The organism is Pseudomonas sp. R3-52-08 (assembly GCF_003851745.1).
GTDB lineage: Bacteria > Pseudomonadota > Gammaproteobacteria > Pseudomonadales > Pseudomonadaceae > Aquipseudomonas.
Window position 1 is genome coordinate 1,819,445 of record NZ_CP027730.1, and the last position, 26,776, is coordinate 1,846,220.

Genomic DNA, 26,776 nt, shown 5'->3' on the forward strand with positions numbered 1-26,776 from the left:
CCAACCCCAAATGTTCAGCTGAAGCCCGCGGGCGGCCATCGGCGTCGACACAGCCAGCGATAACGTACCCAGGCGATCAGGCATAACACCAGCGGTACCGTTACGATCATCAGCAGCTTTAGGTTCCGCTCGAAGCGGTGCAGCGGCGCGTACGCCTGAGTCTTGAGGGCATGGAGTTCCATGGGCAGGCGCAGGCGCTCTTTGTTGAGCGCTTGCAATTGGGTATTGGTGTCCACGGCCTGGGTGCCCAAGCGTGTGGCCTGTGGATTCAACCGCCGCCACGCTTGCTCGGTACGCTCAAGACGACGTTCCAGTTCTGCGGCCGTTTCCCGATAGGCCTGTGCGGCGGCTTCGCGCATGGGTTCCAGGGTACTGAGTGAATGCGAAGTGAGGCGCGGACGAATATTCGCCAGTTCTGCGGGAGCCGCCAGGTTATCCAGGGTATTCAATACGAACTGCACGTTGCTGTTGGCCGTTGTCTGGCTGACAGCGTCCGCGAGTAAATCGGTATCGGCAACTACCACCACCTCGATTCGGGCAGCCTTTTGTAAGCCTGGCGGCTGCCCCCTGAGACCGTCAGGAAATGCCGAGTAGGCCGGCCCCTCCAGGCGAGCGGCGATCACATGGCGCTGACCTGAGGTGGAAGCTTCGTCGATGAGTGAATCGAACGCCGTCGCTGAAGCGAAACGCCCGGCGTCCAGCAGCGCAGACTGCCGGGAGCTTTGTAGCAGCGGGGTAAACGTCATCCGGCTTTTTCGAGTGCGCAAGAGTGCGCCACTGCTTGATACGCTCAGGCTGTCGAGTTTCCAGGTGCTGACGTCGTGCGCGGTCATTGCCAGGCGTGGCAGTTTCAACCTGGCTGGGTGCAATACGGTAGGCAAGCCTGGCCCGGGCGAGGCCGAGGAGGCGTAAAGGCTGTCAACCAACAGCTTGTTCGCGGGCATCCGTATGCCCCATGTGGTCAACAGGCCATCCAGCTCGGAGTCTACCGCTACGGTTTCAGCCCCCATCTCGCTCACCGGGTCGATGAAAATCATCAGCTTGCCGCCGCTTAAGGCAAATTGCTCGATGGCGTAAAGCGTTTGTTCGGCTAGCGCCCGCGGCTGTACCACCATCAAGCTACCTACAGATGTAGGCACCTGGGTAATGTTCGATGCCAACTCCACCAGGTTGAAATGCTCGCGCATTTGCTCCAAAAGGCGTCCGGCGGACTCATTCAACGGCAACCCGGACAGGAGGCCGACGCTGGAACGCTGGGGGTGCATCAATTTATGGATCAGCTGGCTGATTTGATACTCGAGCAACGGCTCGTCGTCGGGGTTGAACGCTTCGATACGTTGCGTGCCCTGGCCGGCACGCGTGCCGATAAGTCCGAGGTATCCCTGTGTGTCATCCAAGCCGAATAAGCTGGCTTTGTAGGCGTCTTCTGAAAAAGGAGTGGGGTCAATAATGTGCAAATTGATCATGCCCTCGGCGGCTGCTTCGAATTCCTGGAGCACGTCTTCTACGCGTTGGCCGAAGCGTTTCATAATGTGGCTTTTCTTCGGTGCAGTAAGCGAGTTGAAATAATACAAGTCCAGCGGGCTATCAAGTGTTGCGAGCAGTTGCCGCGTGGAGGGCGATAAGGTGTGAACTTTCTGTTGTGAAAAGTCCCAGCGAATATCGGATAGTTTGTTTATCCAGACCAGATTGAATGCCAGGAACAATAATGATATGACGATCAATGTCATACCCGTACGAAGAGCGGATCGCATCAGCGACTTTCCTTCTCAGCTGTTTTTATAGTTGAGTGTGACAATGGATGCAGAGAGAAAAGCAAGGATCATGCTGACAAAATATAAACAGTCATGAAGTGTTATTTTGCCGTTGTCCATTGAGCTGAAGCGGGAAATCGGGTCAACCCTCATCACGCTATCAACTATCCAGATCGGTGCCTGATGTTCCAGTGCATCCAGGATTGAAGAAAGCCCGCTGATGGTCAGCAGCAAGCCCATCGTCAATAGGAAAATAACAAGGCGCTGGTGCGTGAGTACACAGATAAAACAACCGGCAGCTAGATAACTTCCTGCCAGCAGCCAGCTTGCCAGAAACTGTGATGCGATCACCCCGTTATCAGGCGTTCCAAGATAATGGGCGGCGATCACTATAGGAAAATTCAACAACAGCGCAGCACTGCATACCGCCCAGGCTGCCAGGAATTTTCCGATCACTCGTTCTGCTGAGGTGACGGGCAGGGTTTTGATCATATTGGAAAATCCGGCGCTGTGTTCATCGGACCACATTTGCATGGATAAGCTGGGTATCAGTAGCAGATAGAGCCAGGGGTGCAGCTCGAAAAAAGCCTGCAAGTCGCTGCTGTCTCGCTCCATCCAGCGGTAGGTGTGCAATCCCAGCGCCGCACATAGCACCAGGAAAAACGCCACGCTCAGGTAAGTGATGGGGGTGCTGGCATAACTGGCGAGTTGGCGTTTGAAAATGAGGGGCAGCAGGTTCAAGGCGATACCTCGTGGCTCAGAGGGTGAACGACATCGTTCAAGCGACCTGGCTCCAGATGCAGTGACGTTATGTTCCAGCCGCGATGGGTAATGAGCGAATTGATGGCGGGGAAGATGGCGTGCCCGGGCATGGCCAGAACCGTCACTTTGCCTGGGTTTAGACGGTCTTCTTCGATGCCTGCAACCCCAGGTAATACCGCAAGCGCGAGTAAATCCAGGGGCGGATCCGCTGCGAGTGTCACCGCCTGGAAGTGCCGGGAACTGCGCTGCAAATCCTCCAGCGAAGCGTCGATAATCAATCGCCCGCTTGCGATGACCAGGGCGCGGGTGCAGATGTCGGACAGCCAGTCGTAATGGCGGGAGGCAATGATGACGCTCATTTCCTCGTTAAGGGACTGAACAAGCGCCCTGAATTTGAGCCGTTGCTCGGCGTTCATCCCTTCCATGGGCTCGTCCAGCAGGAGCACGCTGGGGGAATGCACAATGGCTTGCGCAATCGCGACTCTGCCCTTCAAGTCCTGGCTGAGCACATCGATGGGGCAGTTGAGTACGGGAAGTAGCTCCAGTCGTGTGGCGACCCGGTCCACGTGCCTGCGTTTTTCGGCGCCGCTGAACCCTCGAGCGGCGGCAACGAAGTTGAGGATGCTTTTGACCGACAGCGTGTGATGGGTGATTCCCCCCTGAAGCTGGTAGCCAACGGCTTGCCTGGCGAGAACTGAATCGGTCCGGGTACTGAAACCCTGAATACTGATATGCCCACTGGTGGGCTTGATCATGCCGGAAAGCAAATTCAGCAACGTTGTTTTACCGGCGCCATGCTCTCCCAGTAAACCCACGCATTCCTTGCGTTGGGCACAGAACGAAAAGTCGCTGATCACGCTTTTTTTGCCCAGGTACTTTGTCAGGTTGCTGACCTCGATCATAGGATTACCGAATCTATTGGGCGATGCCTGAAGAAAGTTTCGTTAGTGTGTGGCGGTGCCTTAAAAAGACTACGTTCAATACCCGTGCTTGGGAACGCCGGGTGCACTTAATAAGTAAAGTCCTACGTTTGAGTTGATTACGTACTGAAACAATTGTTGTGTGCTGAGTACTTAATAATGGTCGGATATTTGTCTGATATTTATATAAGGTTTTCTTTTTATAATGAGGCCTGACTGCCATGATGCTTCTACGTACCCTTGTTCTTGAGCGCAGCGGCGAGAATGCCCCGGTCAACGGCGCACTGCTGTGTGGGTTCGCTGTCGAACAGACTGCTTCCAACTTCCTGGTGTATAGCCTTGATGAAGAAGCCGAGCCTGGTCATTCCAGGGTGTATATCGCGGCCTTGCGCAAAAAGCTCGAGCGGTATTTCCTTGGTGGCGTCGAGACCAAAGAGGATTTGCAAATAGCGATGCAAGTCTTCAAGCAAATCCTGATGATGGCGGCGGCATCGGGCAATAAGGACAGCGCCCTCAGCGAATCTCAGGTTCCGTTTCATTTCATTGACCTGAAAGGCTGCAGGTTGCCGCCTGCCAGGCCCGAGGACCATCACTCAGTGATCGTCAAGAAAGCGCTGGTGATGAAGGTGATTACATTGGGCATGTCCGCCCCTGCTGCGCCTGCGATCGAAAGCAGCGCAGTCATCGTGCCGTCCATTCGCTTTTCATCGCAAATGGTTGCACCGCCCCGAGGCAAGAGCCCGCCCAAGTCCGCCCCGCCGCCAGTGGAAGAAGCCCTCGTTGATGAGCCACCTCATTCACAGGTCACGGAACCCGAGGTGCCGGAGGTACCGCCGGTGCCAGCCGAACCCCTAGCGCAGTCCGTTCAGGCAGAACACCTCCAAACCCCGTCGTCCTCCCTCTCTCCGAGAGAGCATACCTCCATGCTCGAGATAGACAGTACGCTGAGCAATCTCGCAAGGGTTGCCCAGGAACTGACGCAGAAAACACAGGCCGTTACCGAACGCGAAGAGATGCTTGAACAGTGGCAGGCTCGACTGCAACAACAGCAGACCCAGCAGGATGAAAAAAGCCGGGCGTTGGACCAACGCCATTCGCGACTGCAGGAGCAAGAACTGGAGGTGAGTCAAAAGACCGAAAAAATGGTGCTGATGATGTCGCAGCTATCGCTGATGCGACAGCGCCTGCAAGGCACGCTCGTTGAACTGGACCAGGTACTCGATGGACAGGGCTGAGTCGATGAGCCTGTCGATCTGGAAACTTTGCGCCGTTGATTTATCATCGCTCCCCGCCAGACGACGCCAGGGTATGATGCCGTGGCCTGTCGACACTAATGGACATTGCCTGGGGATGTGCGCGTTTGAGTACCAAGCTGATTACCAAAGAAGGCCATGAAGCGCTGAAAAAGGAGCTGGACTACCTTTGGCGTGAGAAGCGCCCGGACACGACGCGCAAGGTGACGTGGGCGGCTTCTCTGGGAGATCGCAGCGAAAACGCGGATTACCAGTACAACAAGAAGCTGTTGCGTGAGATCGATCGGCGCGTGCGCTACCTGCGCAAACGCCTCGAAGATATGCGCGTGGTGGAATACATGCCCGAGCAGGAGGGCAAGGTGTTTTTTGGGGCGTGGGTCGATGTCGAGAACGAGCAGGGTGAGACCAAGCGTTTTCGCATTGTGGGATATGACGAGATCTACGACCGGATGGATTACATCTCTATCGACTCTCCCATGGCGCGTGCGCTGCTGCGCAAGGAGGTGGACGATGAAGCCATCGTGCAGACCCCTGGCGGTGAGGTGTGCTGGTGGATTACCCGGATTGAATATGTGAAATAGCAACGAATGGCGCTTGTTCCCAGTGGAGCAAGCGCCATTCGTGTTTCAGCCCTCGCGCAGCACCGTCAGCGGGCTGGCGTTCAACGCACGGCGTGTACCGAACACCCCGGCGCCACCGATCAGCACCGCACCGATCACCGGCAGCAGCAACAGCCAGGGGTGAGGGTGCCAGGCCAGATCGAAGGCATAGCGGTACAACACCCAGGTCACCAGTTCCGTGCCCAGTGCCGCCAGCAAACCACTGACCGCCCCCAGCAGGCCGAACTCGATGCGCCGGGCCTTGATCAGCAGCCTGCGCTCGGCCCCCAGTGCACGCAGCAGCGCACCCTGGCGGATTCGCTCGTCCAGCGTGGCCTGCAAACCGGAAAACAGCACGGCCATGCCCGCGGCGAGCACGAACAGCAGCACGTATTCCACCGCCAGGGTCACCTGGGCGAGGATGCTGCGCAGCTGTTCCAGCAGGGCCTCGACCTGCAGGATAGTGACGGCCGGGAAGGCTCGGGACAGGTCGACGATCTGTTGGTCATGCCCAGGCGCCAGGTAGAAGCTGGTCAGGTAGGTGGTCGGCAAATCCTTCAAGGTGCCCGGTTGGAAGATCATGAAGAAGTTGGGCTGGAAGTTGTCCCAGTTGATGGTCCGCAGGCTGGTGACCCGTGCCTCGCGATTCTCCCCGCCGATGGTGAATACCAGATGGTCGTTGAGCTTGAGTTTCAGGCTTTCAGCCACCTTGGCTTCCACCGACACTCCGGGAATGTCATCGCCCGGTTGCGCGGTCCACCAGGTACCCGCCGTCAGTACGTTACCTGGGGGCAAGTCGGCGGCCCAGGTCAGGCTCAGGTCCCGTTGCACGGCGCGATCACCGCTGGAGTCCTTGCTGACAATCTCTTGTACGGGTTCGCCGTTGATGCTGATCAGCCGACCGGGCACGACGGGATAGAGCGGTGCCGATTGCGCCTGGACTTCCAGAAGGCGGGCGCCAAAGGCGTCTTTGTCGGCTGGCAGGATATTGAGCGCGAAGTAGTTGGGCGCATCCTTGGGCAATTGGTTCTGCCAGGTGTCGAGCAGTTCACCGCGTAGCAGGGCGATCAAGCCCATGGACAACAGGATCAAGCCAAACGCCAGGGACTGGCCGGCGGCCGCCAGTGGATGTCGCAGCAATTGGCCCAGGCCCAGTCGCCACGGCAAGGAGGCGCGCGCAAGTAACCGGCGCAGGCTTTGCAATAACAGCAGCAACAACCCGCCGAGGATCAGTGCGGCTACCACGCCGCCGCCCAATAACGCGAAGGTCAACACCAGGTCGAGGCTCAGGCGCCACATGATCAGGCCCAGGGCGAAGAGCGCCGCCCCATAAACCATCCAGGTGCTCGAGGGGACAGGCAGCAGGTCACGACGCAGTACCCGCAGCGGCGGCACCCGGCCCAGTGCGGCCAGGGGCGGGAGGGCGAAGCCAGCGAGGGCGACCAGCCCGGTGCCGATACCTGCAACGGCCGGTAGCATCCCGCCGGGTGGCACGTCTGCGGGCAACAGGTCGTGCAGGAAGTAGAACAGACCAAATTGCGCGAGCCAACCGAGCAAGGCGCCGGCCAGGCTCGCCAACAGGCCCAGTACGCTCAGTTGCAGGCTGAACAGCAGCATGGTTTCGCGTCGTGACAACCCCAGGCAGCGCAGCAGGGCGCTGGCGTCGAAGCGGCGGCTGGCAAAGCGGTTGGCCGACAGCGCCACGGCCACGCCGGCCAGTAACACCGCCACCAGGCTGGCCATATTCAGGTAACGCTCGGCCTTACCCAGGGCACCGCCGATCTGTTGGTTACCATCGCGCGAGTCCTGCAGGCGCTGGTTGGCCGCCAGGCCCGGCTTGACCAAGTCGCGATAGGTTTGCAGTGCCGTGCTGCCGGGCGGTGCGCGCCACAGTTCGCGGTAGCTCACGCGGCTGCCAGGCTGGACTACGCCGGTGGCGTCCAGGTCCGCCAGGTTGATCATTACCCTGGGCGTGAGGCTGTAGAAATTGCCGGCGCGGTCGGGCTCGTACGTCAGTATGCGTACTAGGCGCAGGGTCTTCATGCCCACGTCGATGCTGTCGCCGACCTTCAGGTCCAGCGCGGTCAGCAGCCGTGCTTCCACCCAGGCTTCACCGGGTTTGGGGCCGCCGCCTGGGGTTTCGGCGCCAAAGGGCTCAGCCGTGCTTTTGAGTTCGCCACGCAGCGGGTACTGCTCGTTGACCGCCTTGATACTGGAGAGCTGGATGCCGTTGTCCGCAGCGATAACGCTGGAAAATTCCACGATGCGCGCATGATCCAGGCCCAGCTCGGTGCCGGACCTGACTTGCTCGGGGCGGGCCGGCGAACTGCCTTCGAGTATCAGGTCCGCGCCCAGAAACTCGGTGGCGCGCAGCAGCATGGCGCCGTTGAGGCGCGCGCCGAAATACCCGATAGCGGTGCTGGCGGACACGGCCACCAGCAGGGCGAAGAACAATACACGCAGTTCACCGGCGCGGGCATCGCGCAGTAATTGGCGCATGGCAAGGCTGAACAGACGTAACAACGGCAGGCGTGCCATCAAGGCTCCAGGGGCGCGACCATCAGGCCGGCTTCAAGGCGGATCAGGCGTCGGCAACGATGGGCCAGGCGCTCGTCGTGGGTGACCAGTACCAAGGTCGTGCCGCTCTCTTTATTGAGTTCGAACAGCAGGTCGCTGATGCGCTCGCCGGTGTGGCTGTCGAGGTTGCCGGTGGGCTCGTCGGCAAACAGTACGTCCGGCTCGGCGGCAAACGCGCGGGCAATCGCCACACGTTGCTGCTCGCCGCCGGACAGCTGGCGCGGCGAATGGGTCAGGCGCTTGCCAAGGCCGACGCGCTCCAGTAAGTGCGTGGCGCGCTCGCGGGCATCTTTGCGGCCGTCGAGCTCCAGTGGCAGCATGACGTTTTCCAGCGCATTGAGGCTGTCGAGCAACTGAAAGGACTGGAACACGAAGCCCACGTGTTCGGCACGGATGCGCGCGCGCTGGTCTTCGTCGAGGCTGCTCAACGCTTGACCCGCCAGGGTGACTTCACCGCTGCTGGGCAGGTCAAGGCCGGCCAGCAGGCCGAGGAGGGTGGATTTGCCGGAACCGGAGCTGCCGACGATAGCCAGGCTATCGCCCTTGTTCAGTTCCAGGCTCAGTTCGTGCAGGATAGTCAGTTCACCTTCCGCGCTGGGAACCACTTTGCTGAGGTTTCGCGCGGTGAGAATGCTTGCGCCCATGGAGAATCCGATGCGAATGTGGTTTTTGAGTGCTGGCCTGGCCTTGATGTGCATGGCCCAGAACGCAGCGGCGGGTACAGTCCTGATCGTTGGCGATAGTATCAGTGCCGGTTTCGGCCTGGATACCCGCAAAGGGTGGGTTGCTCTGCTGGAGCAACGGCTCAAGCAGGAGGGTTTCGACGATAAAGTGGTGAATGCTTCGATCAGTGGCGACACCAGTGCCGGAGGCCTCGCGCGGTTGCCTGCGGCGCTTGCAGCGCATAAACCGGATGTGGTGGTGATCGAGTTGGGCGGCAACGATGGGCTGCGTGGTCAGCCGCCGGCGCAATTGAAACAAAATCTTGCTTCGATGATTCAGGCGTCTCAGGACAGCGGTGCCAAGGTGCTGCTGCTGGGCATGCAGATTCCTCCCAACTATGGCAAGCGTTACGTCGAAGCGTTCGCCAAGGTATTCGGCGAGGTAGCAGAGGAAAAAAAGGTACCGCTGGTGCCGTTTTTCCTGGAGGGGGTGGGTGGACATCCCGACCTGATGCAAGCGGACGGCCTGCACCCGGCAGTCCCCGCCCAGAGCAAGTTGCTGGAAAATGTCTGGCCAACGCTAAAACCGCTGTTATGACGCTTTTCTACCGGCAGGCTTTCGGCTAAGGTGGCGCCCCCCCGATTTGGAGCCCCTGATGTCGCGTCCTGCCTGGTCCCTGTTTAATTACCAACTGATCGAGCCGGACGAACAGCTGGATCTGTTCGCCTGCCAGGAAGTCCGGGTGCATCTGGTGGCGCGTCAACTGGAGTTGGGCGGCTCGATTGACCGCACGCTTTGCGGCACCTTATTGCCGGCGCAACCGCTCTGGTCCTCGGTGGATCGTTCGATCTTTCAGGACCAGCGGCTGTGCCCGTTGTGCAGGGCGATTCTCGAGTCGCAAAAGCGCGGTACACCGCCGATCTGGCCAGAGCTGCGCTTCGAACTCTAGCGCGGCCGGCTTGATGCCAGGCGCTCGCTTCACGTATACAATCAGTTTTTTCCTACCGTCGTCTGCGAAGGATTTTCCGGATGTTGTCGCGCCTCTCCGTCGTTACCTGCTGCCTGTCTCTTGCCGCGCTCTGTGCGGCCGGCGCGGCGCACGCCTTGCAGTTGCCGTTGCCGCCCCCTGGTGAGGACATCGTCGGCCAGGTCCAGGTGATCAAGGCCAAATACGAAGATACGTTTGCCGACCTGGGCACCACGTATGACCTGGGTTATTCGGAAATGGTCGCGGCCAACCCGGGCGTCGATGCCTGGCTGCCAGGTGCGGGGACGGACATCGTGCTGCCGACGCGTTTCATTCTGCCGCCGGGCCCGCGTGAAGGCATTGTGATCAACCTTGCGGAATATCGGCTGTATTACTACCCCAAGGGCCAGAACGTGGTCTACACCTTTCCGTTGGGGATTGGTCGTGAAGGCTGGGGATCGCCCATCGCCCATACCAGCATCATCGCGAAGACGCCGAACCCTACCTGGACACCGCCTGCCTCGATCAAGGCCGAACACGCCGCCAACGGTGACCCGCTGCCCAACGTGGTGCCTGCCGGCCCCGACAACCCGTTGGGCCCGTTCAAGTTCACCCTGGGCACGCCGGGTTACCTGATTCACGGCTCCAACATGAAATTTGGTATCGGCACGCGTACCAGCCACGGTTGCTTCCGTATGTTTAACAACAACGTGTTGGAAATGGCCAGCATGGTGCCGGTCGGCACCTCGGTACGCATCATCAACGACGCCTATAAGTTCGGCAGCGCTGGCGGCAAGGTCTACCTGGAAGCCCATACACCGTTGAACGATGATGGCACGCCGTCGGTGGTCGACAAGCACACGGCGGTGATCAATGCCTTGCTCAAGCGTGAAGACCTGGCCAATAGCCTGCGGGTGAATTGGGATCAGGTGCGTGATGTGGTGGCGGCGGAGGATGGTTTGCCGACTGAAATCGGTGTGCCTGGCGTCGCGCCTGTAGCGTCCAGCGCGCCGGTGGACTTTCAATAAAACCCTGAAGCCGGCGCTTGCTCAAGCCCGCGCCTGCCGTCAAGCGCAGCGGATTTCAGGTAAAAAAAAGCCGACCCATAAATGGATCGGCTTGATAACAACCCCGAGGGATTATTACTTGCGGCTTGCTTTTTCAAGCATGCGCAGAGCGCGCTCGTTAGCTTCGTCAGCAGTCTGTTGTGCTTTTTGAGCAGCAGCCAGCGCTTCATCAGCTTTACGGTAGGCTTCGTCTGCACGAGCCTGGGAGCGAGCTGCTGCGTCTTCCGTTGCAGTCAGACGAGCTTCGGTTTCTTTGGAGACGCTGCTGCAACCGGTAGCCAGAACTGCGGCCAGAGCCAGAGCAGAGAATTTCAGAACGTTGTTCATCGTGTTCCCCTTCAAGGACTTTCTATTAGATGGCTACTGTCTCAGAGTGAGCTAATAGCCGGCGTACATACTACCCATTACTTGTAGTAAGTAAACTGACGTAGCGCAAGAAGCAAAAAAAATTCTTGCACCGAATCTATTTTGGCTAATCTTTTGAAGGTTTGTATAAAAACCCTCCAGATTTTTTCATTCTGCCGAAGATTGGATCCAGGCTGAAAGGGCCGGCCCGCATGCGTCGAGCGGTGTATATAGATGAAATTTTATATATCCAAGCCGGCACTTCCGTTGCGGCGGGTTGTCTCGCACCGGGCATCTTTTGCTCATCTAGAGGTGACTTTAACGGCGCCAGTTCGTCTCACGCTTCAACTGCCGGCAATGTTCAGGCGTTCGGTCACCGGGTGATCGAGGCCCTTTCTAATATTCCACCTGTGGCAGGGGATGACGAGTGTGCCTTGAGCAATTGCTGGATTGGTGCCTACTATTCCCTACGTGCAGGTGTGAGCGCTCAGGGTTTTCTCGTTGTCGAAACCGGCACGGGGTGGCGTAGATGTTCCTTCGCCGGAAAAACATCGGTAAGGTAGGGTCAATATTCAAGACCCGCGAGGAGTAGTGATGAGCGAGGCGTTGTCCATCCACCATGACCAGGCTGGTCATCAGTTCGAGACCAATGTGGACGGTCATCGTGCCTATCTGACCTACATGGACCTCGGGAAACAGACCCTGGATATCTATCGTACGTTCGTGCCCAACGCGTTGCGTGGGCGTGGCATTGCGGCCGCGTTGACTGAAGAGGCGTTGAAGTTCGCCGAAGAGTCAGGCTACACGGTCATCCCGTCCTGTTCTTATGTGGAACGCTACATGGAGCGCCACCAGCGCCATGCCGCAAAGCTCTGAACGAGCAGCCATAAAAAAACGCCGGGTTTAGCCCGGCGTTTTTGTGTGTGCCTGATTCAGCTTCAGGTGCGTTTGCGATTGGGCAATACGTCCTTGAGCTTGGCGTGCATGCTGCGCAGGGTGTTCTCGGTAGCGGCCCAGTCGATGCACGCATCGGTGATCGACACGCCGTACTGCAAGTCGGCCAGGTCTTTTGGAATGGCCTGGCAACCCCAGTTCAGGTGGCTCTCGACCATCAAGCCGATGATCGACTGGTTGCCTTCGAGGATCTGGTTGGCAACGTTTTCCATCACCAGCGGCTGCAGGGCCGGGTCCTTGTTGGAGTTGGCGTGGCTGCAATCAACCATGATGTTGGGCTTGATCCCGGCCTTGTTCAGCGCCTGTTCGCACAGTGCGACGCTGACCGAGTCATAGTTGGGCTTGCCGTTGCCGCCGCGCAGTACCACGTGACCGTAGGCATTGCCCTTGGTCGTGACGATGGACACGCCGCCTTCCTGGTTGATGCCCAGGAAGCGGTGAGGGCTGGAAACCGATTGCAGCGCGTTGATCGCCACCGTCAGGCCGCCGTCGGTGCCGTTCTTGAAGCCCACGGCCGAGGACAGGCCGGACGCCATTTCGCGGTGTGTCTGGGACTCGGTGGTGCGGGCGCCGATGGCCGACCAGCTGATCAGGTCCTGCAGGTACTGCGGGGAAATCGGGTCCAGCGCTTCGGTAGCGGTGGGCAGGCCCATTTCCGCCAGGTCCAACAGCAGTTGACGACCGATGTGCAAGCCGTCCTGGATCTTGAACGAGTCGTCCAGATACGGGTCGTTGATCAAGCCTTTCCAGCCGACCGTCGTGCGCGGCTTCTCGAAATACACGCGCATCACCAGGTACAAGGTGTCGGACACTTCCGCCGCCAGCACCTTGAGGCGTTCGGCGTATTCGTGGGCCGCCTTGAGATCGTGGATCGAGCAAGGCCCGATCACGACGAAGAGGCGGTGGTCGGTGCCGTCGAGAATGTCACGGATGACTTCGCGGCCCTTGGTGACGGTCTGCAGGGCAGCGTCGCTCAGGGGGATTTCGCGCTTGAGCTGATCGGGCGTGATCAGGGTCTCGTTGGATTCAACGTTAAGGTCATTGATCGGTAAATCAGCCATCGTGTTACTCGTCAGGGTCACGGGTGCCGGCCGCCAGCCATCCCCGTGCGGCGGAGCACAGCATGATTTGGATGCAGGGGGGAGGAACCTTAGCGCGTAACACGGGCCCGCGACAATGGGCAAAGCCCGCTTTAATCCAGCACTGGCTGCACAACCGTCTCATGGGAGAACTCATTGGCGTGGCGCGATACCCAGTCGCGAGCCAAGGCTTCGAGTTGCTCGGGCGTGGGCTCGGCGGCGTCGTGCAGGCGGCAGTAGCGTTCGATCTGGCACACTTGCTCACCCATTCGTGCGCCGAACAGTGCATGTTCGTCGGCAAAACAGATGCCGATGCGATAGCCGGCCTCCACCCTGCGGCACCACGCGACATAGCCTGGATAGCGGGCGCTGGCGCCCAGGGAGGGGATATGCAGGTCGACCGCCGTGCCAGGGCGCCAGGCACGCGGCCAGTTGCAGGCAATGCCACCACGGCCGATAGTGCGCAGGCGTTGGGAGGGCAGGGCAGGAGAGGGACGTTGGATCAACTCGACAGCGACATCATCAGGGTGAGGTAGAAAACGACCCATGTACACGGACTCCGAACACCGTCCAATGGACGGCAGTGGCAGCAGTATAGTGAAGCAACTGGAATTGACCGACCTGGATATCGACCAGCAATTGCTGGGGTTACCAGGGTGTTCTCTGGTCGTGTTTACCAGTGTCGGTTGTTCCAGCTGCCGCTGGGCGCGCCAGCAGTTGCCGGGCTGGCGCTTGCCGGTGGACCGGCTGTGCTGGGTGGATGCCGGGCACAACGGCGGCGCGGTCGAACGTTACCAGATCTTTCATTTGCCCGCGTTGTTCCTCGTGTGCGAGGGTCAATTTCTTGGGCAATTACAGACGCGTCTTACACCGCCCGACCTTGTCGACGCGATAAACCAGGCGCTCACCCGCACACCAGAGGATTTGCCATGACCGCACTTGCACACCCTTCGCCACGCATTGGCATCATTGGCACCGGTGCCATTGGCGGTTTCTACGGCCTGATGCTGGCGCGTGCCGGGTTCGATGTGCATTTCCTGCTGCGCAGCGAATACGCGGCGGTCCGCGAGCACGGCCTGCGCGTCAACAGTAGCGTGCATGGCAACCTGCACCTGCAGCCAGTGCAAGCGTATGCCAGCCCTGCCGACATGCCGCCGTGTGATTGGCTGTTGGTGGGGACCAAATCCACTGGCAACCCCGAACTGGCGCCGACCATTGCCCAGGTCGCTGCGCCGGACGCCAAGGTGGTGCTGCTGCAAAACGGACTGGATGTGGAAGACAGCCTGCGCGAGCACCTGCCATCGTCGCTGCATTTGCTGGGTGGCCTGTGCTACATCGGCGTGCATCGCGCCGCGCCGGGCGTCGTCGAGCATCAAGCGCTGGGGCGGGTCAATCTTGGCTATCACAGTGGCATGGCGGCCAACGATCAAGCGCGCCAGCAAGCGATTGTCGAAGAAGGGGCCGCTCTGTTTCATCAAGCGGGCATCGAATCCCAGGCCATGGCCAGCGTGCATCAGGCGCGCTGGCATAAGTTGGTGTGGAACGTGCCGTTCAACGGCCTCTCCGTCTTGCTGGGCACGGGGACCCGCGCGCTGATGGCGGATGAGTCCAGCCGCGCGCTGATTCAAGCGCTGATGGCCGAAGTGGTTCAGGGCGCTGGCGCTTGCGGCCATGACATTGCGGCAAGTTATGCCGAGCAGATGTTCGCCATGACCGAAACCATGGATGACTACCTGCCCAGCATGTACCACGATCACGCGCACAAGCGCCCGTTGGAACTGGAGGCCATCTACGCCCGACCGCTGGCTGCCGCCAAAGCAGCCGGCTGCGAATTACCGCGCATGCAGGCGCTTTACCAGGCCTTGAGTTTTATTGATCGGCACACTCGCTGATTCGGGGGCAAGCACATGGCGACAGGATTGAGCGACAAACTGGTGCTGGCGATTTCATCGCGGGCCTTGTTCGATTTGAGCGAGAGCCACACGGTGTACCTCGCCGAAGGGGTTGAGCCCTATCGCAAATACCAGATCGAGCACGAGGAGGAAATCCTCGAACCCGGCGATGCCTTTCCGCTGGTCAAGAAACTGCTGAGCCTCAACGCCAGCCTCGGGCGTGCCCGTGTCGAGGTGGTCTTGGTGTCACGCAACAGCGCCGATACCGGCTTGCGAGTGTTCAACTCGATCCAGCATTACGGCCTGGATATTTCCCGCGCCGCTTTCGTCGGAGGGCGTAGTCCCTATCCGTATCTGGCCGCCTTTGGTTGTCATCTGTTTCTATCGACCCATGCCGAGGATGTGCGCAGTGCCCTCGACGCCGGTTTTGCGGCGGCGACTATTTTGTCCGGTGGTGCGCGCCGGGCGTCGAGCGAGGAATTGCGCATCGCCTTCGATGGTGATGCGGTGCTGTTTTCCGACGAGTCCGAGCGCGTCTACCAGGCTGGCGGGTTGGAAGCATTCCAGGCCAGCGAGCGCGAGTCGGCGCGCCAGCCCTTGCACGGTGGCCCGTTCAAGGGTTTCCTCGCGGCACTCAACCTGTTGCAGCGTGAGTTTGCTGATGAGGCCTGCCCGATTCGCACCGCACTGGTCACCGCGCGCTCGGCGCCGTCCCACGAGCGGGTTATTCGTACGTTGCGCGAATGGGATATCCGCCTGGATGAATCGTTGTTCCTGGGTGGCCTGGATAAATCCGCGTTCCTGGAAGCATTCGCCGCCGATGTGTTCTTCGATGACCAGGCCGGCCATTGCGAAAGAGCCAGGCAGGTCGTGGCCACCGGGCATGTGCCGCACGGCATCAGTAATGAGTTGAAAATCCAGGGCGAGCGCTGAGTCGTACCCCCTGGGCGCTGCTAAGCTGATTTAATCTCCGCCATCCTGGCAGTCCAGGGGGTTCTATGATTCGTTCGATACTGTACGCCACGGATCTTGGCCTGTATGCGCCGTACGTCATGCAACATGCCCTGGCGTTGGCGCGAACGTTCAAGGCAGATTTGTATGTGATTCATGTGGTGGAGCCCATCGGGCTGTTCGCAGAGTCGGTGTTGCAGAGCTACCTTGATGAAAAGGCGCTCAGCGAATGGCAGAGCCAGGGGCTGAGCACGGTCATGGCAACGATCGAGCAGCGGGTGCTCGACAGCTTTCGCGAGGAGTTGGGGGACGGGGAGCAGGACTTGAAGTTTATTCGTTCGGTGCGGGTGATCCAGGGCGACCCTTGCGAGGTGATTCTCGACCAACTGCATAAACTTTCCGTGGACCTGTTGATCGTAGGGAGTCATAGCCAAGCCAGCGCGGCGGCGACACCGCTCGGGCGTACCGCCGCACGGTTGCTGCAGCTGGCGAGCGTGCCGGTTTACCTGGTGCCGTCGCTGCAACGTCGACGCAGCGATGATATGGATCGGTAAAAAACGATAAAAAGTTCTAGATTTATATATCTTACCTTTAATATAGTTATATACCGTCGCTGATACCCGTGGCGTCTATCTGCTTTGAGGGATTCATATGAAGCTTCAACAACTGCGCTACATCTGGGAAGTGGCGCACCACGACCTCAACGTTTCCGCTACCGCTCAAAGCCTTTACACGTCGCAACCCGGTATCAGCAAGCAGATCCGCCTGCTCGAAGACGAGCTGGGCGTCGAAGTGTTCGCGCGCAGCGGCAAGCATCTGACCCGCGTCACCCCGGCCGGCGAGCGCATCATCACCACCGCCGGTGAGATTCTGCGCAAAGTCGAAAGCATCAAGCAGATCGCCCAGGAATTCTCCAACGAGAAGAAGGGCACCCTGTCGATTGCCACCACCCACACCCAGGCACGCTACGCCTTGCCGCCGGTGATCCGTGATTTCATCAAGCAATACCCGGACGTGGCGTTGCACATGCACCAGGGCTCGCCGATGCAGATCGCCGAGATGGCCGCTGATGGCACCGTCGATTTCGCGATCGCCACCGAAGCCCTGGAGCTGTTCGGTGATTTGGTGATGATGCCGTGCTACCGCTGGAACCGTTGCGTGGTCGTGCCCCAGGGGCACCCACTGGCCAAGTTGCCGAAGTTGACCCTGGAAGCCCTGGCGGAATTCCCCATCGTCACCTACGTGTTTGGTTTCACCGGCCGTTCGAAGCTAGACGAAGCCTTCAGCCACCGTGGTCTTACGCCGAAAGTGGTGTTCACCGCAGCCGACGCCGACGTAATCAAGACTTACGTGCGCCTGGGCCTGGGCGTGGGCATCGTCGCCAAGATGGCGGTCGACACCCAGCTCGATAAAGACCTGGTGGTGCTCGACGCCAGCGAGCTGTTCGAGTCCAGCGTGACCAAGATCGGCTTCCGCCGTGGCACCTTCCTGCGCGGTTTCATGTGCGATTTCATCGAGAAATTCGCCCCGCACCTGACCCGCGAAGTGATGGCCAAGGCGATCCAGTGCCACAACAAGCAGGAACTCGAAGAGCTGTTCGACGGCGTTGAACTGCCGGTTCACTGATCCCTCTAGCGAGGGCGCCAGCGCCCTCGCTATCGCGCCCTATTTGGCCTCGGTCACCGTGAAATGTTGCCGGGTGCCCGCCACCAGAATCTCTACCTCATCCTCGACACGCTTGCCCAGCAGGCTTTTGCCCAAGGGCGAGCGCGGGGTGATGACGGTTACCGGCTGGCCGACCACTTCAACCTTCAAGCCCGCGGCATCCGGCGCCAGGAACAGCCATTGCTGGCGACCGTTCTCGTCTTCCAGGCCCAGCAGCGTACCCACTTCGATCCCGCGTTGGTCATCGTACGCACGCACCTGCAGGTTCTGGCACAGCGCCAGCGACTGCTTGATCTCTTCGACCCGCTTGGCCTGGCCGGCCGCCAGATACGAAGCCTCCAGCCCCAAGGTGTCGTACTTGTTTTCTGCGATGTTCTCCTCGTGTGTCGCCGTCTCGTAGGCGGTCTGCGCGGCGCGCTGGGCGATGTCGAGGTCGGCGGAGAGTTTTTCCAGGATCAGTTGGAGGACGGCGTGTTTATTCATGATCTCTAATCGCAGAATTGCAGGACATTGGCTTTGGATTTTTCATTTGGAGCGTTCTGATCCTGTTGCAGCCAGAACTGGCATTTGGGGTTGGCCAGGTTGCGCGCATTGCTTCGGGCCTGGTCCAGGGCTTGTTGCTGCTCCTGCTTTTGCAGGTTCTGCTGGTACTGCTCGAACATACGGTTCGGCGGCTCAGGCGTGACGACGGTCGGCTTACCCAGTTGCTGCACCGCCTGGGCCACGGGTGCGAGGCTCTGCGGGAACAGGTAGCGCGATGCCAGCCAGCTGGTCAGTGCGATGGCGATAAACCCCAGCCACACGCCTGCGGCAATGGCGATACACAGCTTGAACAGCGACAGCGGACGGTCAGACATGGTGGCCTCCTGGCAGGCATTGACGGCGTGGCAGCGATTGTCGCACAGCCACTGCGCAGAATAATCGCGATCAAGCCTTCTGCATCGGCGCATTTATGCGGACAATCGAGCCTTTGAGTCGTGGAGCCCGGAATGAAAGCCCGCTGGGATATTTTTTGCAGCGTCGTCGATAACTACGGCGACATCGGCGTGACCTGGCGCCTGGCCCGGCAATTGGTCGCGGAGCACGCCTGCGATGTGCGCCTGTGGGTCGATGACCTGCGCGCCTTCGAGCGCATGTGCCCACAGATCGATGTAAACCTGGCGCAGCAATGGCAAGCGGGTGTGGATGTGCGCCACTGGCCGTTTGACTGGTCGACAACGCCTGCGGCCGATGTGGTGATTGCCGCGTTCGCTTGCCAGCTGCCGCCTGACTACATGGAAGCCATGGCCGCGCGTGAACGCACGCCGTTGTGGATGAACCTGGATTACCTCAGCGCCGAGGACTGGGTGGTGGGCTGTCACCGCCTGCCGTCGGTGAAGTTCAAGGGTGTGCAGAAGTACTTCTTTTTTCCGGGCTTTCGTCCAGGCACCGGCGGGCTGTTGCGTGAGGCGGGGTTGCTGCAACAGCGTCAGGTTTTTCAGCAAGATGCCGATGCGCAGCGACAATTCCTGCAAAGCCTGGGCGTATTTCCGCTTGCCGATGCGCGCCTGATCTCACTGTTCGCCTACGAAAACGCCGGGCTCGGCAGTTGGCTGGACGTGTTGTCGACAGACGGGCGTGCCACTCATCTGTTGGTGCCGGAAGGGCGCATCCTGGGTGACGTGCAGCGCTGGCTGGGCGAGGAGGGGTTGACGGCAGGGGCTGTTCACCAGCGCGGGGCCTTGACCGTGCAAGTGCTGCCGTTCGTGCGCCAGGCCCAGTACGACCTATTGCTGTGGTGCTGTGACATCAATGCCGTGCGTGGCGAAGATTCGTTCGTGCGCGCCCAGTGGGCCGGGCGCCCGTTGCTGTGGCACATCTATCGTCAGGACGAAGACATCCATCTCGACAAGCTCGATGCGTTCCTCGAGCTGTACACCGCCGCCTTGTCGCCGGCGGCCAAGGCGGCGCTGGTTGCACTCTGGCAAGCCTGGAATACCGAGGGCGATATGGCCCAACCCTGGAAAATGCTGCTGGAGCACTGGCCGGAACTCAGCCAGCATGCGCAAGACTGGTGTCTGGAACAGGGCTTGCAGGCCGATCTTGCGACGGCGCTGGTACAGTTTTATGAAAGTTGGATATGATACGCCACCTTGATTTTTGTAAATCCCATCCAAATTTCGGATATATGCAATGAAAACTGGTAAAGAACTGAAACCCGGTACAGTGATCCGTCTCGAAAACGACCCTTGGCTGGTTCAGAAAGCTGAGTTCACCAAGTCTGGTCGTAACAGCGCCATCATGAAGACCAAGCTGAAGAACCTGCTGACCGGTTACAAGACCGAGATCGTCTACAGCGCCGATGACAAACTGGACGACGTGATCCTCGACCGCAAGGAAGCGACCCTGTCCTTCATCAGCGGCGACACCTACACGTTCATGGATACCACCGACTACACCATGTACGAGCTGAACGCTGAAGATATCGAAGCCGTTCTGCCGTTCATCGAAGAAGGCATGGAAGACGTCTGCGAAGCGATCTTCTTCGAAGAGCGCCTGGTTTCCGTAGAGCTGCCGACCACCATCGTGCGTAAAGTGGCCTACACCGAAGGCTCCGCTCGCGGCGACACTTCCGGCAAGGTGATGAAGCCTGCCAAACTGAGCAACGGTACCGAGCTGCAAGTAGCCGATTTCATCGAAATCGACGACCTGATCGAGATCGACACCCGCGAAGGTGGTTCGTACAAAGGTCGCGCCAAGAAGTAATTCCGGCCCTGCCTTACGAATGGAAAAGCCCGACCATGCGTCGGGCTTTTTTGTGCCTGCGGGGTTTACTTCAGGTGCTGCTTGAGTTCGTCCGACGCTTGCAGCAATGCCGAGCGCACCGCCGGTACCTGGCTGACCACGTTCAGCAAACCGTAGTCGTGGATCATGCCGTTGTAGCGTACGGCAGTCACCGGCACGCCGGCCTGATCCAGCTTGCGGGCGTAGGCTTCACCCTCGTCACGCAGTACATCGGCGCCAGCGGTTTGCACCATCGCAGGTGGCAACCCCTTGAGTTGATCAGGGGTGGCTCGCAGTGGCGATGCGTAGATCTCGGCGCGCTGGTTGGCGTCGGTGGTGTAATTGTCCCAGAACCATTTCATCATGTTCCGGGTGAGGAAGTGCCCCTCGGCGTACTGGTTGTAGGAGCCCGTGTCGAAGTTGGCATCGGTCACCGGCCACAGCAGCAGTTGGAACTTGATCGCCGGCGTACCCTTGTCCTTGGCCATCAGGCTGACCACCGCTGCCATGTTGCCCCCGACACTGTTGCCCGCGACCGCCAGGCGCTTGCCATCGACGTTGATCTCTTTTCCGTGCTCGGCCACCCATTTTGTTGCGCCATACGCTTGGTTGATCGCCACGGGGTAATGCGCTTCTGGTGACGGCGTGTAGTTGACGAACACCGCCACTGCCCCCGAACCCACCACCAGGTCCCGCACCAGGCGTTCATGGGTGGGGTAATCCCCCAGCACCCAGCCACCGCCGTGGAAGAACATGAACACCGGCAAAGCGCCCTTGGCCCCGGCTGGACGCACAATGGTCAGGTCCAGCGGCTGGCCATCGACCTGAATGGTCTTCTGGCTCACGTCTGCCCTGGGCAGGCTCAACTTCACCCCGGCCTGGGCACCTGTCAGCACCGCACGGGCCTGCTGGGGCGTCAATTGCTCGATCGGCTTGCCGGTGCCGGCGTTCAGCGCATCCAGGAAACCCTGGGTGCTGTGCTCCACATCACCGGTAGCGGCGAAGGCGGTGCTGATTGACAGGGCAAGCAGGCTGCCGGTGAGCGCTTTAGCAAAGGTGTTCATGGTCTTCTCCGATCAGGGCGCGAGGTTAAACGGTTACGTGCAGGCGCACATCAACGTTGCCGCGAGTGGCGTTGGAGTACGGGCAGACCTGGTGAGCAGCTTCGACCAGGCTTTGCGCATCGTCTTGCGCCAGGCCTGGCAGACTGATGTGCAGGTCGATGTCCAAGCCGAAGCCACCAGGGATCTGGCCGATGCCCACATGGGCGGTGATCGAAGCGTCATCCGGGATCTTGCGTTTGGTCTGGCTGGCGACGAATTTCAGCGCGCCGATAAAGCAGGCCGAGTAGCCGGCAGCGAACAGCTGTTCAGGGTTGGTGGCCTGGCCGCCAGCGCCGCCCAATTCCTTGGGGGTCGAGAGTTTGGCGTCGAGGATGTTGTCGCTGGAGACAGCGCGACCATCACGGCCGCCGGTGGCGGTGGCTACTGCGGTATAGAGCGTTTGCATGGTGTCGTCCTCTGTGTTGTTAGCGCTAAATGTTTGTGCGCTAAGTAGTTGGTGAGGTGAATGTATAGCGCTAATGTTTAGCGCGCAAGATAAATTTATAAATATTTTTTTGCGATGGGAAAACAATGTGGGAGGGGGCTTGCTCCCGATGGCGGTGGGCCAGCCACTCAATGCGTATATGGCTCACCGCTATCGGGAGCAAGCCCCCTCCCACATGTTCAGTAGCGTCTTTAGATTGCGTTCTGCAGGTTGCTGCGCAAAGCAACCAAATCGGCCTGCAGCTTGCGTAATTGTTCCAGTTCCAGTCCGCTGGCACCCAGGATGCACTGGGGAATGTCCATCGCCCGGTCCTGCAACGCCCGTCCGGCGTCGGTCAACTCCACTACCACCACGCGTTCGTCTTCGCGGCTGCGGGTGCGGCTCAACAGGCCTTCGGCTTCAAGGCGCTTGAGCAGCGGGGTCAGGGAGCCGGGGTCGGTGAGCAGGCGATTGCTGATTTCACCGACGGTCAAACCATCCTCTTCCCACAGCACCATCATGGCCAGGTACTGCGGATAGGTCAGGCCGAGCGCCTGGAGGAGAGGCTTATAGACCTTGGTCATCAGCAGCGAGGTGGAATGCAACGCGAAACATAGCTGGTTATCCAGCATCAAGGATTCGCAGGGTGTGGGATTCTTGCTCATGGCGGTGCCTCGAAAAAAGCCTGTATGGGCTGGAATCTAGCGGGCAAATCTTTAATGCACCAGATAATTCTACGCGGACGGTCAGACCATGGTGCTTCGCAGGGCCAGATCCCAGGGTGGCACCGGGCTGAAACGGGACTTCAGGTATTCCAGCAGCAATCGGCTGCGCGCATTGGGTCGTTGTTCCAGGCGTAGCGCGTAAATGCCGGTGGTTTCCGGGCTGGGCAAGCCGTTTTCACAAAACAGGGGCAAGAGTTCACCGCGCACCAGGTATTCGCTGGCCAGCCATGTCGGCAGGTGAGCAATACCCAACCCTGCCAGGGCGCCGCTGAGCAGGGCTTCGGCGTTGTTGGCACTCATGCGGATACGGCGAGGGCGGTAGATGGCACGGCGCCCGTCCAGTTCGAAGCGCCAGGCGAACATCGGCGCCAACCCGTCCCAATCCAGGCCGTCATGTTCGCCCAGCTCCCGCGGGTGCGTCGGCGTACCGCGGCTTTTCAGGTAGCCCGGACTAGCGCAGGCGATGCGCACAATACTGGCGAGCGGCGTGGCGATCAGCCGGGTGTCGGCAATATGCCCGGCGCGCAGCACCAGGTCAACCTTGCCCAAATGCGCGCCCTGCATATCAACAAAGCTGTCGATCAAATGCAGGTGCACATCCAGCCCAGGGTACAGCTTCAGGAAATCTGCAATCACCGGCGCCAGGTGCCGTCGCCCGAAAGCCGCCGGTGCATCCATGCGGATCAGGCCTTCCGGCGCATGGCTCAACGACACTGCTTCGGCGCGCGCCAGTTGCAATTCACTCACAATCCGTCGCGCCCGCTCGGCAAAGGCCAGGCCAGCCGGGGTGGGCACCACGGCATGGGTGCTGCGCTGGAACAGGCGGCTGTTGACTGAGTTTTCCAGGCTGTCGATACGCCGTGCCACGGCCGAGGGGGTCAGCGGATGGCGGCGTGCAGCGGCGGAAAAGCTGCCGGTTTCGAGTACATCGAGAAACAGGCCCAGTTGGTCGGTCAAGGTATTGGGATTCATCGGCTCATGCTTATGCGAGGTTGGCACAACCATTGTGCGTTGCTGTGCGTTTCCGTGCCAGGGCCGACTGCGTAGCATGCAAGGCTTGGGATGACGGAGTAGCGAGCGGTGTTGGATTTAGCGATGTACCTGGTATTGGGCGCGGCCCTTGGCACAGTGGGCGGCTTGTTTGGCATTGGAGGCGGGCTGATTGCCATCCCCGTGCTGGGGGTGCTGTTCGGCCTGGACCAGCAGATCGCCCAAGGCACCGCGCTGGTCATGGTAGTACCCAACGTGATGCTGGCCCTGTGGCGCTATCACCAGCGCAACCGCATCGAGCTGCGCCACGCCTTGCCGCTGGGTGTGATGGGCTTCAGCTTTGCCTGGTTGGGATCGATCTGGGCGGTAGGCCTGGATGCCGGGGCGATGCGGATTGGGTTTATCGTGTTTTTGGTGGTGCTGGCGGCCTATAACCTGTTGCGCATGTTCACCCGTAACGCACCGCCGACCGCGCAAATGCGTTATTCCTGGCCCTGGTTGGGCGTACTCGGCGCAGCGTCGGGCTCCATGGGCGGATTGTTTGGTGTGGGTGGCGCGGTGGTGGCCACGCCGGTGCTGACCAGCGTTTTCGGCACCACCCAGGTCGTCGCCCAAGGCTTATCCCTTGCGTTGGCGCTGCCCAGCACCGGGGTAACGTTGGTCACCTACGCCTGGCACCACCAGGTGGACTGGCTGATCGGCGTGCCGTTGGCGCTGGGAGGCCTGCTCAGTATCAGCTGGGGCGTGAAAGTCGCTCATGCGCTGCCCGAGCGCGTATTGCGTGGCCTGTTCTGCGGCTTCCTGGTGGTGTGCGCGGTAATGCTGACGTTTAAAGTCTGAAGCCTTCGAGGATGTAGTCGGCCAGGCATTCGGTGATAGGCGACGTCATCTGCGGATTGCGCAACAAGCGCAGGTGCATCGACGGCAAGGGTGGGAAGCCTTCGTCGCTGCCGAGTACGCGCAGGTCCTGGGGCACCAGGCTTTCCATGCTGATCATCGCCGCCAGGCCGGCACTGACGACTGCCAGGATCGCCGCGCCGTTGGAGCTGTGATAGGCCAGGCGATAATCCCGCCCGGCCGCATCCAGTGCCGCCCGCGCCCACTGCGTGTAAACGCAGTCGTCGCCGGAAACCGCCAGCGGCATGGCGTCATGCTCGTCCACGCAGAAACACGGCGAGGCGGCCCACACCATACGCTCAGTGCGCAAGAATTCACCGAGATCATTGCCGGGCTCGCGGCTGATCACGGTCAATGCCAGGTCCCGACGCTGCACCAGCACCGTTGACGACTCGCAGTGCAGTTCGATCTGGATCAGCGGGTAAGCCTTGGAAAACTGCTTGAGGATGCCCGGCAGGAAGCGCATCACGTAGTCGTCCGGCGTGCCGATGCGCACCAGGCCCACCATATGCGGCTCGCGCAGGGTGTTGAACACTTCGCTGTGCAATTTCAGGATGCGCCGCGCATAACCCAGCAACACTTGGCCCTCGGGGGTCAGCCGCACCTGACGGCCATCGCGTTCGAACAGCTTGCGCTGCAGCACGTCCTCTTCCAGGCGTTTCATCTGCATGCTCACCGCCGACTGGGTGCGGTTGACCAGCTCGCCGGCCCGGGTAAAGCCGCCCTGATCGGCGATGGCGACGAAGGTGCGCAGCACTTCGGTGTCGATGCTGGGGTACGTGGACAATTGATCAATCTCCGAGATGTATTTCATAAGAAACATTCGTTGGATTGATCATAAGCCCAGGCACACACTGGCGTCATCCCCACTGGAGGGCGAGAAGATGAAAGGTCAAACAGATGTTGTATTGATGGCAAAGTGGCCGCTTTCTGGGCTTCTTCATACGATTTCGCGTTGGCAGGCGCTGCATCGTGAACGCCAGATGCTGGCGGGCATGAGCGACGACGCACTCAAGGATATCGGTCTTAACCGTATCGATGTCGAGCAGGAAATCCATCGACATTTCTGGGAAGACCCGCTGCGAAAGTAACCGGGAATACAGTAGGGTAGGACGCGCGTATTCAAGGAGCTACCCATGCCCGCCGTCCTGTCCTTTTCCCTCAAGCAAGCACGACGCATGGCGCTGGCAGCCCAGGGGTTTTCCGGGCGCCAGCCGCCAGCACAGATAAAAGCCGCGCACCTCAACCGTGTGATCGAGCGCCTCGGTGTGCTGCAGATCGATTCGGTCAATGCCGTGGTGCGCTCCCATTACCTGCCGCTGTTTTCCCGGTTGGGCCGTTATTCTCCCTTGATGCTCGAACAGGCCGCCTGGAGCCAGGGGCGGCAGCGCTCGCTGTTCGAATATTGGGGGCACGAAGCCTCGTTGCTGCCCATGGCGCTGTACCCAATGATGCGCTGGCGCATGGAGCGGGCCAAACAAGGGCAGGGGATCTACGCGCAAATGGCGCGATTCGGGCGTGAGCAGCAGAGCACTGTCCAGCGCGTACTGCGCGCCGTTGAAGAGCAGGGCGCCTTGGGCGCGGGCAGTTTGTCGACCCGCGAGGTGCGTGCCGGGCCCTGGTGGGATTGGAGCGACGAGAAGCACGCGTTGGAATGGCTGTTCGCGGCCGGTCTGGTCACCGTTGCCGGGCGGCGTGGCTTTGAACGCCTCTATGACTTGCCCGAACGGGTACTCCCCGCCGAAATCCTTCAAGCCAACCTGAACGAAGCCGAGGCCCAGCGGGGCTTGTTGTTGCACAGCGCAACCGCCCTGGGAGTGGCCACTGAAAAAGACCTGCGCGATTACTTTCGCCTCGAACCCGTCGACAGCCGCCAGCGCCTGGCCGAGCTGATCGAGGATGGACAGTTGCTGAACTGCCAGGTGCAAGGGTGGAAGCAGCCGGCGTATTGCTTGCCGGCACCCAAAGTGCCACGCAACGTGCCGGCCAGCGCCTTACTGTCGCCCTTTGATTCGTTGATCTGGGAGCGTGCCCGTACCGAGCGCCTGTTCGATTTCCGTTACCGGCTGGAAATTTACACCCCGCAACACAAGCGGGTGTACGGCTACTACGTGCTGCCGTTTTTGCACAACGAGCGGATCGCTGCGCGCGTCGATTTGCGCGCCGAACGAGCCAACGGTTGCCTGGCGGTGCATGCGCTGCACGAGGAAGAGCCGGGCCTGGATGAGCGGGGGATGTCGGCGTTGGCGCTGAACCTGCGGCAGATGGCCGATTGGTTGGGGCTGCAACAGGTCGTGCTCAATTGCCAGCGGCCGAGCGCCGCGCGGTTACGGGTGGCAATGCTCGGTCTGGAGGCTGGTCTTTAGGGCGCCATCGGGGGCAAGCCCCCTTCCACATGTGAAATGCATTCCCTGTGGGAGGGGGCT

31 protein-coding genes are annotated in these 26,776 nt (G+C 60.1%); 16 read left to right on the plus strand and 15 right to left on the minus strand.

Going from position 1 to position 26,776, the window contains the following annotated elements; genetic code table 11:
* Nucleotides 1–14 precede the first annotated feature (14 nt).
* Genes C4J91_RS08355 through C4J91_RS08365 form a run of 3 tightly spaced genes read right to left on the minus strand, consistent with a single transcriptional unit; the run spans nucleotide 15 to nucleotide 3,418 of the window.
* Nucleotides 15–1,754 carry a Gldg family protein gene (locus tag C4J91_RS08355; protein WP_124361890.1) on the minus strand — a complete coding sequence of 580 codons (1,740 nt, stop codon included), beginning with the start codon at nucleotides 1,752–1,754 and terminating at the stop codon, nucleotides 15–17.
* A gap of 15 nt (nucleotides 1,755–1,769) precedes the next feature.
* Nucleotides 1,770–2,495 carry an ABC transporter permease gene (locus C4J91_RS08360; protein ID WP_124361891.1) on the minus strand — a complete coding sequence of 242 codons (726 nt, stop codon included), beginning with the start codon at nucleotides 2,493–2,495 and terminating at the stop codon, nucleotides 1,770–1,772.
* Nucleotides 2,492–3,418, minus strand: a complete 927-nt coding sequence (locus C4J91_RS08365; RefSeq protein ID WP_124361892.1) for an ABC transporter ATP-binding protein — start codon at nucleotides 3,416–3,418, stop codon at nucleotides 2,492–2,494. Before C4J91_RS08365 ends, C4J91_RS08360 begins: the two co-directional genes overlap by 4 nt.
* 239 nt (nucleotides 3,419–3,657) lie before the next feature.
* Here C4J91_RS08365 and C4J91_RS08370 point away from each other — a divergent pair, with 239 nt between their 5' ends.
* Both C4J91_RS08370 and greB read left to right on the plus strand, forming a co-directional pair.
* The gene (locus C4J91_RS08370; protein WP_124361893.1) at nucleotides 3,658–4,671 is read left to right on the plus strand and encodes a hypothetical protein; all 1,014 of its coding nucleotides are present in this window, start codon (nucleotides 3,658–3,660) and stop codon (nucleotides 4,669–4,671) included.
* A 125-nt stretch (nucleotides 4,672–4,796) separates the two neighbouring features.
* Nucleotides 4,797–5,270 (plus strand): transcription elongation factor GreB, encoded by a 474-nt coding sequence (greB, locus tag C4J91_RS08375; protein ID WP_065892558.1) that lies wholly within the window; start codon nucleotides 4,797–4,799, stop codon nucleotides 5,268–5,270.
* A gap of 45 nt (nucleotides 5,271–5,315) precedes the next feature.
* On the opposite strand, the gene C4J91_RS08380 is transcribed toward greB, so the two are convergent.
* A complete protein-coding gene (locus C4J91_RS08380) occupies nucleotides 5,316–7,826 on the minus strand; it encodes an ABC transporter permease (RefSeq protein WP_124361894.1) in 2,511 nt (836 codons plus the stop codon).
* The gene (locus C4J91_RS08385) at nucleotides 7,826–8,509 is read right to left on the minus strand and encodes an ABC transporter ATP-binding protein (RefSeq protein WP_065885127.1); all 684 of its coding nucleotides are present in this window, start codon (nucleotides 8,507–8,509) and stop codon (nucleotides 7,826–7,828) included. The genes C4J91_RS08380 and C4J91_RS08385 overlap by 1 nt, the downstream gene beginning before the upstream one ends.
* 10 nt (nucleotides 8,510–8,519) lie before the next feature.
* Between C4J91_RS08385 and C4J91_RS08390 the strand changes: the two genes are divergently transcribed.
* The 3 genes from C4J91_RS08390 to C4J91_RS08400 all read left to right on the plus strand — a co-directional run bounded on the left by C4J91_RS08390 (nucleotide 8,520) and on the right by C4J91_RS08400 (nucleotide 10,523).
* Nucleotides 8,520–9,125, plus strand: a complete 606-nt coding sequence (locus C4J91_RS08390; RefSeq protein ID WP_124361895.1) for an arylesterase — start codon at nucleotides 8,520–8,522, stop codon at nucleotides 9,123–9,125.
* A 58-nt stretch (nucleotides 9,126–9,183) separates the two neighbouring features.
* Nucleotides 9,184–9,477: a hypothetical protein gene (locus C4J91_RS08395; RefSeq protein ID WP_057722836.1), complete on the plus strand. Its 294-nt coding sequence runs from the start codon at nucleotides 9,184–9,186 to the stop codon at nucleotides 9,475–9,477.
* An 80-nt stretch (nucleotides 9,478–9,557) separates the two neighbouring features.
* Nucleotides 9,558–10,523, plus strand: coding sequence for a L,D-transpeptidase family protein (locus C4J91_RS08400; protein WP_124361896.1), 966 nt, complete (start codon nucleotides 9,558–9,560; stop codon nucleotides 10,521–10,523).
* Nucleotides 10,524–10,637: 114 nt separating this feature from the next.
* On the opposite strand, the gene oprI is transcribed toward C4J91_RS08400, so the two are convergent.
* On the minus strand, nucleotides 10,638–10,889 hold the full coding sequence (gene oprI, locus C4J91_RS08405; protein ID WP_003172710.1) for an outer membrane lipoprotei OprI: 252 nt from the start codon (nucleotides 10,887–10,889) through the stop codon (nucleotides 10,638–10,640).
* 612 nt (nucleotides 10,890–11,501) lie between these two features.
* On the opposite strand from oprI, the gene C4J91_RS08410 reads away from it, so the two are divergent.
* Nucleotides 11,502–11,783 (plus strand): GNAT family N-acetyltransferase, encoded by a 282-nt coding sequence (locus C4J91_RS08410; protein WP_003233387.1) that lies wholly within the window; start codon nucleotides 11,502–11,504, stop codon nucleotides 11,781–11,783.
* 62 nt (nucleotides 11,784–11,845) lie between these two features.
* Here C4J91_RS08410 and C4J91_RS08415 read toward each other — a convergent pair whose 3' ends face one another.
* Together C4J91_RS08415 and C4J91_RS08420 are read right to left on the minus strand one after the other, a co-directional pair.
* Complete coding sequence (locus C4J91_RS08415) at nucleotides 11,846–12,922, minus strand: 3-deoxy-7-phosphoheptulonate synthase (protein WP_124361897.1); 1,077 nt, start codon at nucleotides 12,920–12,922, stop codon at nucleotides 11,846–11,848.
* Nucleotides 12,923–13,053: 131 nt separating this feature from the next.
* The gene (locus tag C4J91_RS08420) at nucleotides 13,054–13,488 is read right to left on the minus strand and encodes a PilZ domain-containing protein (protein ID WP_124361898.1); all 435 of its coding nucleotides are present in this window, start codon (nucleotides 13,486–13,488) and stop codon (nucleotides 13,054–13,056) included.
* Between C4J91_RS08420 and C4J91_RS08425 the strand changes: the two genes are divergently transcribed.
* From C4J91_RS08425 to cysB, 5 genes are all read left to right on the plus strand, one after another.
* Nucleotides 13,487–13,873, plus strand: a complete 387-nt coding sequence (locus C4J91_RS08425; RefSeq protein ID WP_124361899.1) for a thioredoxin — start codon at nucleotides 13,487–13,489, stop codon at nucleotides 13,871–13,873. The two genes, C4J91_RS08420 and C4J91_RS08425, sit on opposite strands and share 2 nt — an antisense overlap.
* Complete coding sequence (locus tag C4J91_RS08430) at nucleotides 13,870–14,832, plus strand: putative 2-dehydropantoate 2-reductase (protein WP_124361900.1); 963 nt, start codon at nucleotides 13,870–13,872, stop codon at nucleotides 14,830–14,832. The genes C4J91_RS08425 and C4J91_RS08430 overlap by 4 nt, the downstream gene beginning before the upstream one ends.
* 15 nt (nucleotides 14,833–14,847) lie before the next feature.
* On the plus strand, nucleotides 14,848–15,765 hold the full coding sequence (locus C4J91_RS08435; RefSeq protein WP_124361901.1) for a 5'-nucleotidase: 918 nt from the start codon (nucleotides 14,848–14,850) through the stop codon (nucleotides 15,763–15,765).
* A 65-nt stretch (nucleotides 15,766–15,830) separates the two neighbouring features.
* Nucleotides 15,831–16,337 (plus strand): universal stress protein, encoded by a 507-nt coding sequence (locus tag C4J91_RS08440; RefSeq protein WP_124361902.1) that lies wholly within the window; start codon nucleotides 15,831–15,833, stop codon nucleotides 16,335–16,337.
* 97 nt (nucleotides 16,338–16,434) lie between these two features.
* Nucleotides 16,435–17,409: an HTH-type transcriptional regulator CysB gene (cysB, locus tag C4J91_RS08445; protein WP_124361903.1), complete on the plus strand. Its 975-nt coding sequence runs from the start codon at nucleotides 16,435–16,437 to the stop codon at nucleotides 17,407–17,409.
* A 39-nt stretch (nucleotides 17,410–17,448) separates the two neighbouring features.
* On the opposite strand, the gene C4J91_RS08450 is transcribed toward cysB, so the two are convergent.
* Nucleotides 17,449–17,931 (minus strand): GreA/GreB family elongation factor, encoded by a 483-nt coding sequence (locus C4J91_RS08450; RefSeq protein WP_124361904.1) that lies wholly within the window; start codon nucleotides 17,929–17,931, stop codon nucleotides 17,449–17,451.
* A gap of 5 nt (nucleotides 17,932–17,936) precedes the next feature.
* Nucleotides 17,937–18,305 carry a hypothetical protein gene (locus tag C4J91_RS08455; protein ID WP_124361905.1) on the minus strand — a complete coding sequence of 123 codons (369 nt, stop codon included), beginning with the start codon at nucleotides 18,303–18,305 and terminating at the stop codon, nucleotides 17,937–17,939.
* A 132-nt stretch (nucleotides 18,306–18,437) separates the two neighbouring features.
* Here C4J91_RS08455 and earP point away from each other — a divergent pair, with 132 nt between their 5' ends.
* Nucleotides 18,438–19,571: an elongation factor P maturation arginine rhamnosyltransferase EarP gene (earP, locus tag C4J91_RS08460; protein ID WP_124361906.1), complete on the plus strand. Its 1,134-nt coding sequence runs from the start codon at nucleotides 18,438–18,440 to the stop codon at nucleotides 19,569–19,571.
* A 49-nt stretch (nucleotides 19,572–19,620) separates the two neighbouring features.
* A complete protein-coding gene (locus C4J91_RS08465; RefSeq protein WP_003172723.1) occupies nucleotides 19,621–20,193 on the plus strand; it encodes an elongation factor P in 573 nt (190 codons plus the stop codon).
* Between the two features lie 65 nt (nucleotides 20,194–20,258).
* Here the strand turns inward: C4J91_RS08465 and C4J91_RS08470 are convergent, their stop codons facing one another.
* The 4 genes from C4J91_RS08470 to C4J91_RS08485 form a co-directional block, all read right to left on the minus strand.
* Nucleotides 20,259–21,275 (minus strand): alpha/beta hydrolase, encoded by a 1,017-nt coding sequence (locus C4J91_RS08470; protein WP_124361907.1) that lies wholly within the window; start codon nucleotides 21,273–21,275, stop codon nucleotides 20,259–20,261.
* 25 nt (nucleotides 21,276–21,300) lie between these two features.
* Nucleotides 21,301–21,720: an organic hydroperoxide resistance protein gene (locus C4J91_RS08475; RefSeq protein ID WP_124361908.1), complete on the minus strand. Its 420-nt coding sequence runs from the start codon at nucleotides 21,718–21,720 to the stop codon at nucleotides 21,301–21,303.
* A gap of 230 nt (nucleotides 21,721–21,950) precedes the next feature.
* Nucleotides 21,951–22,403 (minus strand): MarR family winged helix-turn-helix transcriptional regulator, encoded by a 453-nt coding sequence (locus C4J91_RS08480; RefSeq protein WP_124361909.1) that lies wholly within the window; start codon nucleotides 22,401–22,403, stop codon nucleotides 21,951–21,953.
* Nucleotides 22,404–22,484: 81 nt separating this feature from the next.
* Nucleotides 22,485–23,435, minus strand: a complete 951-nt coding sequence (locus tag C4J91_RS08485) for a LysR family transcriptional regulator (protein WP_124361910.1) — start codon at nucleotides 23,433–23,435, stop codon at nucleotides 22,485–22,487.
* 108 nt (nucleotides 23,436–23,543) lie between these two features.
* Here C4J91_RS08485 and C4J91_RS08490 point away from each other — a divergent pair, with 108 nt between their 5' ends.
* Nucleotides 23,544–24,293, plus strand: coding sequence for a sulfite exporter TauE/SafE family protein (locus tag C4J91_RS08490; protein ID WP_124361911.1), 750 nt, complete (start codon nucleotides 23,544–23,546; stop codon nucleotides 24,291–24,293).
* Here C4J91_RS08490 and C4J91_RS08495 read toward each other — a convergent pair.
* Nucleotides 24,283–25,164, minus strand: a complete 882-nt coding sequence (locus C4J91_RS08495) for a LysR family transcriptional regulator (RefSeq protein ID WP_124361912.1) — start codon at nucleotides 25,162–25,164, stop codon at nucleotides 24,283–24,285. The two genes, C4J91_RS08490 and C4J91_RS08495, sit on opposite strands and share 11 nt — an antisense overlap.
* Nucleotides 25,165–25,234: 70 nt before the next feature.
* Here C4J91_RS08495 and C4J91_RS08500 point away from each other — a divergent pair, with 70 nt between their 5' ends.
* Entirely contained in the window at nucleotides 25,235–25,441 is a 207-nt protein-coding gene (locus C4J91_RS08500; protein ID WP_164487521.1) for a DUF1127 domain-containing protein, read from the plus strand.
* Nucleotides 25,442–25,486: 45 nt separating this feature from the next.
* Nucleotides 25,487–26,716 (plus strand): winged helix-turn-helix domain-containing protein, encoded by a 1,230-nt coding sequence (locus C4J91_RS08505; protein ID WP_124361914.1) that lies wholly within the window; start codon nucleotides 25,487–25,489, stop codon nucleotides 26,714–26,716.
* Nucleotides 26,717–26,776 lie beyond the last annotated feature (60 nt).